12 protein-coding genes are annotated in these 13,776 nt (G+C 68.0%); 4 read left to right on the top strand and 8 right to left on the bottom strand.

The window, feature by feature from the left end; all coding sequences use genetic code 11:
• The first annotated feature begins 226 nt into the window (after positions 1 to 226).
• Positions 227 to 2,011: an ATP-binding protein gene (locus FHX72_RS07165; protein ID WP_068476882.1), complete on the top strand. Its 1,785-nt coding sequence runs from the start codon at positions 227 to 229 to the stop codon at positions 2,009 to 2,011.
• Positions 2,012 to 2,140: 129 nt separating this feature from the next.
• Positions 2,141 to 2,905 carry a sulfite exporter TauE/SafE family protein gene (locus FHX72_RS07160; protein WP_183624625.1) on the top strand — a complete coding sequence of 255 codons (765 nt, stop codon included), beginning with the start codon at positions 2,141 to 2,143 and terminating at the stop codon, positions 2,903 to 2,905.
• A gap of 58 nt (positions 2,906 to 2,963) precedes the next feature.
• On the opposite strand, the gene FHX72_RS07155 is transcribed toward FHX72_RS07160, so the two are convergent.
• Positions 2,964 to 3,512: a YceI family protein gene (locus FHX72_RS07155; protein ID WP_183624090.1), complete on the bottom strand. Its 549-nt coding sequence runs from the start codon at positions 3,510 to 3,512 to the stop codon at positions 2,964 to 2,966.
• 145 nt (positions 3,513 to 3,657) lie between these two features.
• Positions 3,658 to 5,106 carry an NAD(P)H-quinone dehydrogenase gene (locus FHX72_RS07150; RefSeq protein WP_068476878.1) on the bottom strand — a complete coding sequence of 483 codons (1,449 nt, stop codon included), beginning with the start codon at positions 5,104 to 5,106 and terminating at the stop codon, positions 3,658 to 3,660.
• A gap of 128 nt (positions 5,107 to 5,234) precedes the next feature.
• Here FHX72_RS07150 and FHX72_RS07145 point away from each other — a divergent pair, with 128 nt between their 5' ends.
• Both FHX72_RS07145 and FHX72_RS07140 read left to right on the top strand, forming a co-directional pair.
• Complete coding sequence (locus FHX72_RS07145; RefSeq protein ID WP_183624088.1) at positions 5,235 to 6,065, top strand: purine-nucleoside phosphorylase; 831 nt, start codon at positions 5,235 to 5,237, stop codon at positions 6,063 to 6,065.
• Complete coding sequence (locus FHX72_RS07140) at positions 6,065 to 7,786, top strand: phospho-sugar mutase (protein ID WP_183624086.1); 1,722 nt, start codon at positions 6,065 to 6,067, stop codon at positions 7,784 to 7,786. Before FHX72_RS07145 ends, FHX72_RS07140 begins: the two co-directional genes overlap by 1 nt.
• 205 nt (positions 7,787 to 7,991) lie before the next feature.
• Here the strand turns inward: FHX72_RS07140 and FHX72_RS07135 are convergent, their stop codons facing one another.
• From FHX72_RS07135 to FHX72_RS07110, 6 genes are all read right to left on the bottom strand, one after another.
• Positions 7,992 to 8,531: a methylated-DNA--[protein]-cysteine S-methyltransferase gene (locus tag FHX72_RS07135; protein WP_183624084.1), complete on the bottom strand. Its 540-nt coding sequence runs from the start codon at positions 8,529 to 8,531 to the stop codon at positions 7,992 to 7,994.
• Positions 8,528 to 10,141 (bottom strand): AlkA N-terminal domain-containing protein, encoded by a 1,614-nt coding sequence (locus FHX72_RS07130; protein ID WP_183624082.1) that lies wholly within the window; start codon positions 10,139 to 10,141, stop codon positions 8,528 to 8,530. Before FHX72_RS07130 ends, FHX72_RS07135 begins: the two co-directional genes overlap by 4 nt.
• A 133-nt stretch (positions 10,142 to 10,274) precedes the next feature.
• The gene (locus FHX72_RS07125; RefSeq protein ID WP_068476869.1) at positions 10,275 to 10,760 is read right to left on the bottom strand and encodes a PTS sugar transporter subunit IIA; all 486 of its coding nucleotides are present in this window, start codon (positions 10,758 to 10,760) and stop codon (positions 10,275 to 10,277) included.
• Complete coding sequence (locus tag FHX72_RS07120) at positions 10,757 to 11,899, bottom strand: adenosine deaminase (protein ID WP_068476867.1); 1,143 nt, start codon at positions 11,897 to 11,899, stop codon at positions 10,757 to 10,759. Before FHX72_RS07120 ends, FHX72_RS07125 begins: the two co-directional genes overlap by 4 nt.
• A gap of 138 nt (positions 11,900 to 12,037) precedes the next feature.
• Positions 12,038 to 13,360, bottom strand: a complete 1,323-nt coding sequence (locus FHX72_RS07115; protein ID WP_068476865.1) for a thymidine phosphorylase — start codon at positions 13,358 to 13,360, stop codon at positions 12,038 to 12,040.
• Positions 13,357 to 13,776 carry a cytidine deaminase gene (locus FHX72_RS07110; protein ID WP_183624080.1) on the bottom strand — a complete coding sequence of 140 codons (420 nt, stop codon included), beginning with the start codon at positions 13,774 to 13,776 and terminating at the stop codon, positions 13,357 to 13,359. The genes FHX72_RS07115 and FHX72_RS07110 overlap by 4 nt, the downstream gene beginning before the upstream one ends.

Raw genomic sequence — 13,776 nt, 5'->3', positions numbered from 1 at the left:
GTGCCTGGCTGGCTAAAAACTGTAGCCCTGTAGCTAAACACGAGGTAACACTCTGTGCAATCACGTTCCCGCCCTGTGGGAACGTGCCGCAAGACCAATGTCGTCCACCTGACAGCGCTTCGGCGTGGTGAGAACCTCCAACCGGGCGCATCTGACAACCTTCTCCGGATAAGTTTGTCGAATCGAGCCAAATCCGGCCGCCCCGACCTCAATAGGCTTAGGAACCATGTCGCGAATCTCGAAGCTCCTCATCGCCAACCGTGGCGAAATCGCCGTACGCATCGCACGAGCGGCTCGAGACGCGGGTATCTCCTCCGTCGCCGTGTACGCAGACCAGGACCGCGACGCCCCCCACGTACGCCTCGCTGACGAGGCCTACGCGCTGCGCGGCACGACAAGCGCCGAGACGTACCTCGTGATCGACAAGCTGCTCTCCATCGCCCGCCGCTCCGGCGCAGACGCCGTGCACCCCGGCTACGGCTTCCTCGCCGAGAACGCCGACTTCGCCCGCGCCGTCATCGGCCAGGGCCTCACGTGGATCGGGCCGTCCCCCGAGGCCATCGAGGCACTCGGCGACAAGGTCACCGCCCGCCACGTCGCGGAGAAGGTCGGCGCACCTCTTGCTCCAGGCACGCTCAACCCCGTAGACGGCCCCGACGAGGTGCTCGCCTTCATCGACGTCCACGGCCTGCCCGTCGCGATCAAGGCGGCGTTCGGCGGCGGCGGTCGAGGTCTGAAGGTCGCACGCGAACGCGACGAGGTCACCCAGCTCTTCGAATCTGCCACTCGCGAGGCCATCACGGCCTTCGGCCGAGGCGAGTGCTTCGTCGAGAAATACCTCGACAAGCCCCGCCACGTCGAGACGCAGTGCCTCGCAGACGCGCACGGCAACGTCGTTGTCGTCTCGACTCGCGACTGCTCGCTGCAGCGCCGCCACCAGAAGCTAGTGGAAGAGGCCCCTGCCCCGTTCATCACGGCGGAGCAGGAAGCCGAGATGCGTCGTGCGTCCAAGGCCATCCTCAAGGAGGTCGGCTACGTGGGCGCCGGGACCTGCGAGTTCCTGCTCGCCGCCGACGGCACCGTCGCGTTCCTCGAGGTCAACACCCGCCTCCAGGTCGAGCACCCCGTCTCCGAAGAGGTGACGGGCATCGACCTCGTGCGCGAGCAGTTCCGCATCGCACAGGGCGAAGCGCTCGGCTACGACGACCCCCAGGTCACCGGCCACTCCTTCGAGTTCCGTATCAACGGCGAGGACCCGGGCCGCGGATTCTTCCCGGCGCCAGGAACCGTCACGACGTTCCGCGTTCCCGGCGGACCAGGGGTCCGCGTCGACTCCGGCGTCCGCGAGGGAGACGTCGTCTCCGGCGCGTTCGACTCGCTGCTCGCGAAGCTCATCGTCACCGGCGCAACCCGCGAGGAGGCGCTCGAGCGCTCCCGCCGTGCGCTCGAGGACTTCGAGCTGAACGGCATGCCAACCGTGCTGCCGTTCCACCGCTCAGTGGTGCGCGACCCCGCCTTCACCGCCGAGAACGGCGAATTCGGCGTGTACACGAGCTGGATCGAGACCGAGTACAACAACACGATCGAGCCCTGGGGTGGCGAGGCCGGCGATGTCAACGAGCCAGTGGCCCGCCGCAACGTCGTCGTCGAGGTCAACGACAAGCGCCTCGAGGTTTCCTTGCCAGAGCGCCTGCTCGCCGTCACCGGCGCGGGCCACGGCGGCGCCGGCCGCACCATGGCCGGTCACGCCCCCAAGCGCCGGTCGCACACCAACGTCGAGACCCACTCGAGCGGCGACATCACTGCGCCCATGCAGGCGACCATCGTGAAGTTCGCCGTCGAGGAGGGCCAGAAGGTCGTCAAGGGCGACCTCCTCGTTGTGCTCGAGGCCATGAAGATGGAGCAGCCAATCCAGGCTCCGCGCGACGGCATCGTCGCGTCCATCACGGGCGCGGCAGGCGAGACGGTCTCGAGCGGCACGAAGCTGCTCGAGCTCGCCGACGCCGAGTAGCCTCAGCAGGTGCTCGACGCTTCCTTCCTGACCCCCGCGCTGCTCTCACCACCGATCCACGCGACGACCGCGGCGACCGACCCGAGCTGGCTCGAGTCGTTCACCGGCCTCGAGGGCTTCAACGGCTGGTTGCTCGCGCTGGTCATCGCGGGCGGCTTCGCGGCCGGGTGGGTGGATGCGGTGGTCGGGGGCGGCGGGCTGATCCAGCTCACGATGCTCCTCACGCTGCCCGGTGTCACGCCGGTGCAGGCGCTCGCGACAAACAAGCTCGGCAGCATCGCCGGGACTACGACCAGCTCGATCACGTACTTCAGGCGAGTGAAGCCGGATCTGCGCACGGCGCTGCCGATGGCGGCGATCGCGCTCTTCGGGGCCTACGGCGGCGCGATCCTCGCGTCGAGCATCCCTGCAGCCGCCTTCAAACCGATCATCGCCATCGCGATCCTCGGCATCGGCATCTTCACGGCGTTCAAGCCGAGCGTCGGGCAGCTCGACAAGCTCAAGTACGAGGGGCGCAAGCACCACGTCGTCGCGGGGCTCATCGGCTTCGCGATCGGCGTCTACGACGGCGTGCTCGGGCCGGGCACCGGCTCGTTCCTCGTCATCGCCCTGGTCTCGCTGCTCGGCTACTCGTTCCTGCAGGCGAGCGCCAAGGCGAAGATCGTCAACTTCGGGACGAACCTCGGCGCGCTGCTCTTCTTCGCCCCGCAGGGCTACGTCCTCTGGGCGCTCGGCGCCGTGCTCGCCATCTCGAATGTCGCCGGCGGCTACCTCGGCGCGCGCACCGCCATCCGCGGCGGAAGCAAGCTCATCCGCTGGGTCTTCCTCATCGTCGTGAGCGTGCTCTTCGTCAAGCTCGCCATCGACATCTGGAACGAGTACTTCGGCGGCTGAGCGCACCGCGATCCGCAGAGGGGGATGCTGCGGATCGTCGGCCTCCGTGCGGGCCCGACTACTCGGTCTTGATGACCGATATCTCGAACTCCAACGTGATGCGCTCCGACACGAGCACCCCGCCGGAGTCCAGCGGCATGTTCCATTCGAGTCCGAAGTCGCGCCGCAGCAATCGGCGGCTCCCCTCGAAGCCCGCTCGGAGCACGCCGAACGCATCCGTCTCGACCCCGACCAACGAGATCGGCACCATGACCTCCTGGGTGACGTCGCGGATCGTGAGATCTCCGGTCACGGCGTACGAGCCCTCGTCGATCTCCTCGATCTTCCTGCTGACGAACGTGATGTCCGGCCAGCGATCCACGTCGAAGAAGTCCGCGCTGCGCAGATGCTCGTCACGCTTCGCGTTCCGGGTGTCGATGCTCGACGCTCTCACCGTCAGCGTGGCCTCGGACTTCGAGGGGGCGTCGGCGTCGACCAGAAGCTCGCCCTCGACGTCATTGAACGCCCCTCGCACCGTGGTGATCATGGCGTGACGCGCCGAGAACCCGATACGGGTGTGCTCAGGGTCGAACGCCCAGACTCCATTCACTTGCTCGACATCGATCATCGCTCCCCAATCGTGGATTCCGCCAGCCACGCACAACGCGCAGCCAATCGTCACGATACCTGCGCTCGACGGGACTGCCCGCCAAAACGCTGGCGGAGCGCGAAAAGGATAATGCGGATTAGCAGCGAGCGCCCGCAGAGGCCGCCTAGCTCTTCGTCTGCTCCGAGTAGGGCACGTGCATGGCGTGAGCCGCATCCGAGATGCTGCTCGCGAGCGACGGGTAGACGGCCCACGCGCGCGCAACCTGGTCGACCGTGAGGCGCTGCTCGATCGCGATCGACAGTGGCAGCACGAGTTCGGAGGCGCGCGGCGCGACGATGACGCCGCCGATGACCGTGCCGAGATCGTTGCCCGCGATGAGCTTCACGAAGCCGTCGCGGACACCTTGCATCTTGGCACGCGGGTTCTCGCTCAGCGGCAGCTTGTAGACGCGCCCCTCCCGGGTGCCGTCCTCGATCGAGCGCTGCTGCCAGCCGACGGTCGCGATCTCCGGGTACGTGAAGATGTTCGAGGCCACGTTTCGGAGGTTGATGGGACGCACCTCGTCACCCAGCGCGTGGAAGACCGCCGTGCGCCCCTGCGTGGACGCGACGGACGCGAGCGGGAAGAACTCCGTGCAGTCGCCCGCCGCGTAGATATTCGGCACAGAGGTGCGGGCGACGCGGTTGACGCGGATGTGACCGGAGGGCGTGACCTCGACGCCGGCGCCTTCCAGGCCGATGCCCGAAGTGTTCGGGATGGAGCCGACCGCGATGAGGCAGTGCGAGCCGCGCACCTCTCGCCCGTCGTCGAGCGTCGCCACGACCTCGTCGCCGTCGCGGACGACGGTCGCCGCGCGAGACTTGGACAGAACCGTCATGCCGCCCCGCTTGAAGACGTCCTCGATCACGTCAGCCGCATCCGCGTCCTCGTTGGGAAGCACGCGGTCGCGGCTCGAGACGAGCGTGACCTTCGCGCCCAACGCCGAGTACGCCGAGGCGAACTCGGCGCCCGTGACGCCGGATCCGACGACGATGAGATGGCTCGGCATCTCCTTGAGGTTGTACAGCTGGGTCCAGGTGAGGATGCGCTCGCCGTCCGGCTTGCACGAGTCGAGGGTGCGCGGGCGAGCACCCACCGAGATGACGGCGGAGTCGAACTCGATGCGATCGAAGTCCTGCCCGCCGGAGCCCGTGCCCACCGTGACCGCCGAGTTGCCGTCCAGCTTGCCCTCGCCCTGGATGACGTTGACGCCAGCCTCCTCGAGGGTGCGCTGCATGTCATCCGACTGGTTCTGCGCGAGACGAAGGAGGCGCTTGTTGAGCTTCGAGAGGTTCACCGCGACCTCGGGCTTGAGGGGCTTGCCCGTGTCGCCCTTCGCGAAGAACTGCACGCCGAGTTCGCCGGACTCGCGGATCGCGGTGGCGGCCTCTGCGCTGGCGATCAGGGTCTTGGAAGGGACGACGTCGGTGAGGACGGCGGAGCCGCCGACCCCAACACGTTCGATGAGAGTGACTTCTGCGCCGAGGCGGGCTGCCGAGAGTGCGGCTTCATACCCGCCTGGCCCCCCGCCGACGACAACGATGCGGTGCTTACGATCAAAAGGCGTGGCCATGCGGCTATTGTCCTCCTCCCGCATGAACCCGCCAAACCGGGCGAGTATCCGGGCCATTTCCTGACGACCCTGGCGTTCATCCGCTCGTGGTCCCCGCTCGCCGCTTCCCGGTCGCTACTCTGGGGAGCATGTCAACGCACGTATCAGAGTCGATCGACGATCCAGCCACCTCACCCTTCGAATTCGCGCAGGCAGCCGCCGCGGTTATCGCCGAGAAGACAGGTGTCGAACGTCACGACATCGCGCTCACCCTCGGCAGCGGATGGGGTCAGACAGCCGAGATGCTCGGCGAGACGATCGCGACCATCCCGGCCGACGAAGTGCCCGGGTTCGCGAAGTCAGACATTCCGGGCCACTCGGGCACGCTGCGCTCGATCCGCCTTGCCAACGGCAAGCACGCACTTGTCATCGCCGCTCGCACCCACTACTACGAGGGCAAGGGCGTCCGCCGCGTCGTGCACTCCGTCCGCACCGCGGCAGCTGCCGGCGCCTCCGTCATGATCCTCACGAACGGGGCAGGCGGGGTGCGGCCAGAGTGGGGCCCTGGCACGCCGGTCCTCATCTCCGACCACATCAACCTCACGGCCGACTCACCCCTCGAAGGTGCCACGTTCATCGACCTGACCGACCTGTACTCGGCCCGCCTGCGCGAGCTGGCGATCACGGTGCGCGACCTCGATGAGGGCGTCTACGTGCAGTTCCGCGGCCCACACTACGAGACGCCAGCCGAGGTCAAGATGGCCCGCACCATCGGTGGCGACATCGTCGGCATGTCCACGGCACTCGAGGCAATCGCCGCCCGCGAAGCTGGCATGGAGGTGCTCGGCATGTCGCTCATCACGAACCCGGCCGCTGGCGTTTCGCCGAACCCGCTGAGCCACACCGAGGTGCTGGAGGCAGGCAAGGCCGCTGAGGCCGACCTCGCCGAACTGCTCTCGCAGATCGTGGTGAAGCTCTGATGAGCGGCCTCGCACGCCAGCTTCAGGTCGCATTGCGCCACAACGCGACCTCCTGGCTGTCCCAGGACCCCGACGAGGTCACGCGCGCCGAGCTGCAGCAGCTGCTCGACGCCGCTGGCGACGTCTCTCCTGAGCTGACGGTCATCGAGGAGAGCGACACAAGCGATCGCGCCGACGCCTGGCGCGAGCTGCACGACCGCTTCTCTGCGCGCCTCGCCTTCGGGACTGCGGGCCTCCGCGGCAGGCTCGGCGCCGGCCCCAACCGGATGAACCGGGTCCTCGTCGCCCAGGCGGCCCGCGGCTTCGCCGACTTCCTGCTTTCGCGCGAGGATTCGCCGTCCATCGTGATCGGCTACGACGCTCGCAACAACTCGAAGCGCTTCGCCGAGGACACGGCAGAGATCATGCAGGCCGCTGGTGTTGCCGCGACGATCCTGCCGAGGCAGCTGCCGACACCCGTCCTGGCCTTCGCGGTTCGCCGCCTCGGTGCATCCGCCGGTGTCATGGTCACCGCCTCGCACAACCCGAAGTGGGACAACGGCTACAAGGTCTACCTCGGCGGCGCCGACGACGGCTCGCAGATCGTCGCTCCCGTCGACCTCGAGATCGCTTCGGCCATCGCCGCCGTCGCGGCGGGCACCACGGTGCCCGAGATCCCGCGCTCTCCCGCCTACGCCACGGCAGACGAGTCCGTCGTGAGCGAGTACGTCTCCGCCACCGCCGCGCTCCTGCGCGGCACGCCGAGCGACATCCGCTTCGTCTACACGCCGCTGCACGGCGTCGGCTGGGAGACGTTCCGCGCGGTCGTGGCCGAGCTCGGCATCCATGAGCCCGTCGTCGTCGCACAGCAGGTGGAACCGGACGGCGCCTTCCCAACGCTCGACTTCCCCAACCCGGAGGAGCCCGGCGCCCTGGACCTCGCCTACGAGACGGCGGATGCTGCCGGCATCGACCTTGTCATCGCGCATGACCCCGACGCCGACAGGCTCGCGGTTGCCGTCAAGGACACATCCGGGTGGCGCCGGTTCGGTGGCAACGACATCGGCAAGATCCTCGGCTGGCGAGCGGCAGAGCAGGCGAAGGCGGACGGCGTGCACGGCACGCTTGCCACCTCGGTCGTCTCAGCCCCGGCCCTCGGCCGCATCGCCCACGAGTACGGGCTCGACTACGCCGAGACCCCAACCGGATTCAAGTGGATCTCTCGCGCCCCGAACATCCTCTACGGCTACGAGGAAGCGCTCGGCTACCTCGTGAACCCCGAGACGGTGCACGACAAGGACGGCATCTCCGCATCCGTCGCGATCCTCGAGCTCATCATGGGTCTGCAGGCCGAGGGGCGCACGCTCATCGACCACGACGACGCGTTTGCGGAGCGGTTCGGCACGTTCGTGTCGACGCAGGTGTCCGTGCGCTTCGACGACATCACCGAGATCCCGAGGGTCATGGCGGTGCTGCGCAGCCACACCCCGACCGAGGTCGGCGGCGTTGCCGTCGTCGAGACCGGAGACCTGTCCGGTGATGAAGTGCCTATCGACCTGCTGCGCTACCAGCTCGCCGACGGCACCCGCGTCATGGTGCGCCCCTCGGGGACCGAGCCGAAGATCAAGGTCTACGTCGACGCATCCAGCGAGGATGGCTCACCCGCCGAGCGCGCCGCAGACGCCGAGGCGAAGGCCGCCCAGGCTGGCGAAGCGCTGCGTGTGACGCTCACCAGCGCGTAGGCAGCGCCCTTCGCATCCACAGAGCCCCTCGGGTTGGAGATCTTTCCGCCCCGAGGGGCTCTTGCCGTTCTTGCCGTCGAACCCTCGCTGTCGCTCCCGCCCCGGCGCCCGCAGCCGTCTCGGGAGTTGGGTTGCGCGCGCAGGGCGGAGCGCAGTTGCGAACACGGGCGAGCACGGGCAAAACGGTAGCGAGCGGATGCGCGCGTCAGGACGCGTGGGTGAGCTCCCGTTGTAAGAGCGAGCGCTTCACGTCGACGCCCCAGGCGAAGCCGCCGAGCGTGCCGTCAGATCGCAGCACGCGGTGGCACGGCACGAAGAGCGCCGGGGCGTTGGATGCGCACACGCTAGCCGCGGCTCGAACGGCCGTCGGACGTCCAAGCGCCGTCGCGAACTCCGTGTAGGTGAGCGGATGCCCTGCCGCGATGTCGCGCAGCCCGAACCAACCCTGCATCCGGAACTCCGCCCCGAACTGGGCCACCAGCACGTCGTCGATAGCGTCGAGCTGACCGTCGTAGTAGGCCCGAACTGCCGCGGAGGCGGCGGTGCGGCCGCGCACAAGGGCAGCAGGCCTGGCCTTGGGTGTGATGCGGGCCACGACGCGCTGCTCATCGTCACTCCAGCCGGAGGAGAGGACCGCCCCGTCGCTCTCCCTGGCGATGATCGTGAACGGACCGTCTGGGGTGCTGATCGTCTCGATGACGGCGCAGTCCTGGCTGGGTGCGCTTGGGGTGGTCTGTGTGCTCATGCTGGTGTCTCCGTAGTGAGAGGTGTGGTCTGTGCGACGGCGCTCTTCGTGGCGCCTGCCCGCGTTCTGGGCGGAGTCGCGCCCCAGAGGTGGAGCGAGAGGTAGCTTCGCCACGGCCTGAACTGCTCCGTGACCTCGATCAGCGCCTTGGGTTCCGACTGCAACCCGAGGGCCTTCGCGCCGCTCCGCAGAGCGACATCACCCGTGAGCAGCACGTCGGGGTTGGCGAGGACACGCATGCTCACGTATCCGGCCGTCCAGTCGCCGATGCCTTTGAACGCCGTGAGCGCTGCATGCTGCTCGGCGATGTCATCACCCGCCGAGAGTTGCAGCTCTCCGCTCGCGAGCGCCTCGGCGATGCTCGTGATGGTCGCCGATCGCGACCGCGGACCCGCGAACGACTCTTCGCCGAGCGCCGCGATGGCGGATGCACGCGGGAAGAGTCGGGTCACGCCTTGGTCCGCGCTCGTTTCCTCGGCGTCGCCCTCCTGCGTCAGCGACGTTCCCGCCCGCGCCGCGAGCCGACCAAGGGCCGTCCGCGCCGCCGAGACGGTGATCTGCTGGCCGATGATCGCCCTGAAGAGCATCTCGTCGGGGTCCACGGCGCCAGGGAGGCGGCGGCCGGGGCGCAGGCGCACACGGGCTGCGATGGCGGGATGCACGGAGAGCGCCCCGTCGATGGCCGTCGGGTCAGCATCCAAGTCGAAGAGCCGTCGCACACGCGTGACGAGGGTCTGCAGGTCGCTGAGGTCGGTGAGTCGCGCACGAAGCCGCAGCGACGACGACTGCGAGCCAGCTGCATCCACGCCGAACCACGCTGGCCCACCCGGCAGGTTGAGGCTGCGTTCGTAGCTGTTCTCGGTCGCGACTTCGACGCCGGCGATGGCTCGCTCACGGAGCCAGGCGAAGACGCCAGCCGCGTCGTACGGCTCTCGATAGGCGAGGGCAAGGGTCAGCGGCACGGCGCCGTCACCCAGAGCGAGCCCGCTGCCGAAGGCGCTCGCGCCGCCGAGCTGGTCTGCGCCTGTCGTCGACCGTCCACGCGATTTCGCGCGAACAAGCGTCGGGGTCAACTGGAAGACCTCTTGCACCGTCTCGTTGAACTGCCGCACGCTGGCGAAGCCTGCCGCGAACGCCACGTCCGCGAGCGGCAGCTCGGTCGCGCCGAGGAGTGCCGCCGCCGTCCGCGCCCGCTGCGCACGCGCGAGGGCCAGCGGGCCCGCGCCGAGCTCTGCCGCGAGCACACGACCGAGGTGGCGTGAAGAGAAGCCGAGTCGCGCCGCGAGGCCCGTGACGCCCTCCCGTTCGACGACGCCGTCCGCGATGAGCCGCATGGCGCGGCCCGCGACGTCGCCGCGCACGTTCCACGCGGGGTCACCGGGAGCAGCGTCCGGCAGGCAGCGCTTGCAGGCACGATAGCCCGCCTCATGCGCTGCCGCGCTCGTCGGGTAGAAGGTGACGTTTTCACGTTTCGGCGTGCGCGCCGGGCAACTCGGCCGGCAGTAGATGCCGGTCGAGCCGACCGCGGTGATGAACTGCCCGTCGAAGCGGCGGTCCTTGGCGAGGATCGCGCGGTACCGGTCTTCTCTGGTCAGGGTGGTGCTTGCCATGTGACGAGTCTGGCAGGTTCAACCGACCATCGCTCGCGGAAATCGGACACGACGGTGGGCGATCGCTGGCAGGCTCGAGTGGCGAGCTGGCAGGACACGTCAGCCCAGCTCAGCGTCCCTCAGCGAAAGAACCTCAGGCGACGAGAAGCCCAGCTGCGACGAGCCTCGGCTTGAGCAGTTCGACGAGCGACTCGGGCGACGCCGCCGCGATGAGCTCGCCGAGGACGGCGTCGTTGTCGAAGGTCTTGGCGAGCGCCGCGATGAGCTTCAGGTGCTCGGATGCACTCGTCGCGGTCATACCGACAACAACTCTTACGGGGTCGTAGCGCGCGTGGCCGAAGCCGACGCCCTCCGGATAGGTGATGACGGCGAGGCCGTTCTCGATCGTCTCTTCACCTGGCCGCGCGTGCACGAGCGCAACGCCGGGGCCGACAACGACGTACGGGCCGAAACGCTCGATGACACGAACCATATTGCTCGTGTACCCGCTCTTCGCGAATCCGCGCTCGGCGAGCAGCTCCCCCATCTGACCGACTGCTTGGCGCCAGTCGAGGGCATGCTCGGCGAGGCGCACGCTGGTGGAGTCGAACTGCAGCTCAGGAGTGGCCTGCGCGTTCATGCTCCCGCCTCGTCGAACCCTTCGCTCACGATCTCGGCCAGCTCTTCGCGGTCTTCAATCGGCAAGAAGGCACCTTCGGCGGCGTTCAGCTGGAAGGTCTCGAGGTCAGCGAGGTCGTAGTCGAAGGTGTCGGCGAGCAACGTCAGCTCTCGCGAGACGCTCGTCGCGCTCATGAGTCGGTTGTCCGTATTGACGGTCACCGTGAACCCGAGCTGGTACAGCAGGTCGAAGGGATGGTCTTCGATGTTCTCGCCCCACGCGGTGATGGCGCCGGTCTGCAGGTTCGAGGAAGGGCTGAGCTCAAGCGGGATTCGGCGGTCGCGCACCCACTGCGCGAGCCGACCGAGAGAGACGTATGTGCCGTCCTCGTCTTCGCCTTCGAGGTCGATGTCCTCGGCGATGCGCACGCCGTGGCCGAGGCGGAGGGCATGCGCGTCGAAGATGGCGCTCTCGATGGAGTCAAGGCCGGCCGCTTCGCCTGCGTGGACGGTCGCTGGGAAGCGCTCCGACATGAGGTAGTCGAACGCCTCTTGCAAGTTGGTGGGCGGGAAACCGTCTTCAGGGCCCGCGATGTCGAAGCCGACGACGCCCTGCTCGCGGTGGCGGACGGCGAGCTTCGCGATCTCGAGCCCGTTGCCCGCGTGCCGCATGGCGCTCACGAGCTGGCCGACGCGGATGCGCTTGCCGTGCGAGCGCACGTCGTCGATACCCTCGTTGATGCCGGCCTGGACCGCGTTGACCGCGTCGTCGAGGCTCAACCCGCGCTTGAGGTGCTGCTCTGGAGCCCAACGGACTTCGCCGTAGACGACGCCGTCGGCGCCGAGGTCGTTGACGAAGTCGCGGGCGACGCGACGCAGGCCGTGCGAGGTCTGCATGACTGCTGTGGTCACGTCGAAGGTCTTCAGGTACTCGACGAGCGACCCCGAGTCGGACTGGTCGGCGAACCAGTTCGAGAGCTCGGGCGCATTTGTCGCTGGAAGTTCGAGGCCGATCTCGTCGGCAAGCTCGATGATCGTCTGGGCGCGCAGCCCACCGTCGAGGTGGTCGTGCAACGAGACCTTCGGCAGCGCACGGATGTTGGTGCCGTCCCGCAGCGTGAAATCGCCCTCGTCGAATGGCGCGGAGCTCTGCACAGACACGGTGTTCCCCTTCGAATGTGGCCGCGATCCAGAAAGTGCGGCCGTCCAGAGCCATGATTCTATCCGGCAGAGGCAACGCGCGCGCGACTTGGCGCGGCGGTGTGGAGAAGGTTTCCCTTCTCCACACCGCCCGTCCAACTACTCTGCGCCGACGCGGCCGGCGATGAGCGGGCCGCCAGTGAGGATCTCCGAGCCGGCGTCGCCGATCTCGTACGCTCCTTCGAGGGCGTCGAGCGCACGCGGGAAGCGCGCTGCATCCTCGGCCGACAGGGTGAAGAGCACGTCGCCCTTTTTCACGGTGTCGCCCGGCTTCGCGACGAGGTCGATGCCTGCTGCGTGGATGACCGGGTCCTGCTTGCGTGCCCGTCCGGCGCCGAGGCGCCAGGCGGCGATACCGAAGGGCAGCGCTTCCTGGCGGACCAGCACGCCGTCGCGGTCCGCGCGCACTTCATGCATCTCGCGCGCAACGGGCAGCGCACCGTCGGGGTCGCCGTCCTGCGCGGAGACCCAGCGGCGCCACACATCCATCGCAGCACCGTTCTTGAGCGCGCCCTCGACGTCCGCGTCCGGCTTTCCAGCCAGGCGGAGCATTTCGCGCGCCAGCTCGACCGTGAGCTCCACGACGTCGGCGGGACCGCCGCCTGCGAGTACCTCGACCGATTCGCGCACCTCGTTGGCGTTTCCAATCGCGAGGCCGAGCGGCACGTTCATGTTCGTGAGGAGCGCCGAGGTGCGCACCCCCGCGTCTTCGCCGAGCGCCACCATGGTCTCGGCAAGCGCACGCGAGCGCTCGATGTCGCCCATGAAGGAGCCGGAGCCGAACTTCACGTCGAGCACCAGCGAGTCGGTCCCCTCCGCGATCTTCTTCGACATGATGCTCGAGGCGATGAGCGGGATGCACTCGACGGTTCCCGTGATGTCGCGCAGCGCGTAGAGCTTCTTGTCGGCAGGAGCGAGGCCTGCGCCGGCCGCGCAGATGACGCCACCGATCTCCTGGAGGAGGGTAAACATCTCCTCGTTGGAGAGCTCGGCACGCCAGCCGGGGATGGCCTCGAGCTTGTCGAGCGTTCCGCCCGTGTGCCCGAGCCCACGGCCGGAGAGCTGCGGCACGGCGACCCCGAAGGACGCGACGAGGGGCATGAGCGGGAGGGTGATCTTGTCACCGACGCCACCGGTGGAGTGCTTGTCGACAGTGACCTTGCCAAGCCCGTCGAAGTTCATCCGCTCGCCAGAGGCGATCATCGCCAACGTCATGTCGCGGATCTCGGTGCGCTCCATACCGTTGAGGAAGATCGCCATCGCCATGGCGGCCATCTGCTCGTCGCCCACGTAGCCATTTGCGTAGCGGGAGATGAGCCAGTCGATCTCAGGCGTCGACAGCGAACGACCGTCGCGCTTCGCCTTGATGAGGTCAACGGCGTCGAACGCCTCGACTGCGGACTGGGCGGGGGTGGAGCTCATGCGATCCTTTCGAGATCTCTTGGGCCGAACGCATCCGGCAGTACCTGATCGATGGTGCGGATGCCCGAGACGGTGTCCAGGAGCATCCCTGGCGCCGAGAACTCGTACAGCAGCTGACGGCAGCGGCCGCACGGCATGATGACGTCGCCATCGCCGTTGCAGCAGGTGAACGCGACGAGCTTTCCGCCACCACTCGCCTGGAGGGCGGACACGAGTCCGCACTCGGCGCAGAGGCCGACACCGTAGCTCGCGTTCTCGACGTTGCAGCCGACGACGATTCGACCGTCGTCGACAAGCGCGGCCGCCCCGACCGAGTAGTTCGAGTAGGGCGCGTACGCCTTCGTCATGATGTCGTGCGCCGCCTGGCGGAGGATCGCCCAGTCGGGCTCGAGCGCTTCGGTTCCTGTTGCCGTCAT

Origin of the sequence: Pseudoclavibacter helvolus, from assembly GCF_014191305.1 — a bacterium.
GTDB classification, from domain to species: Bacteria; Actinomycetota; Actinomycetes; order Actinomycetales; family Microbacteriaceae; genus Pseudoclavibacter; species Pseudoclavibacter helvolus.
Note: the sequence above shows the minus strand (reverse complement) of the source record. Positions and strands in the feature narration are given on the sequence as shown.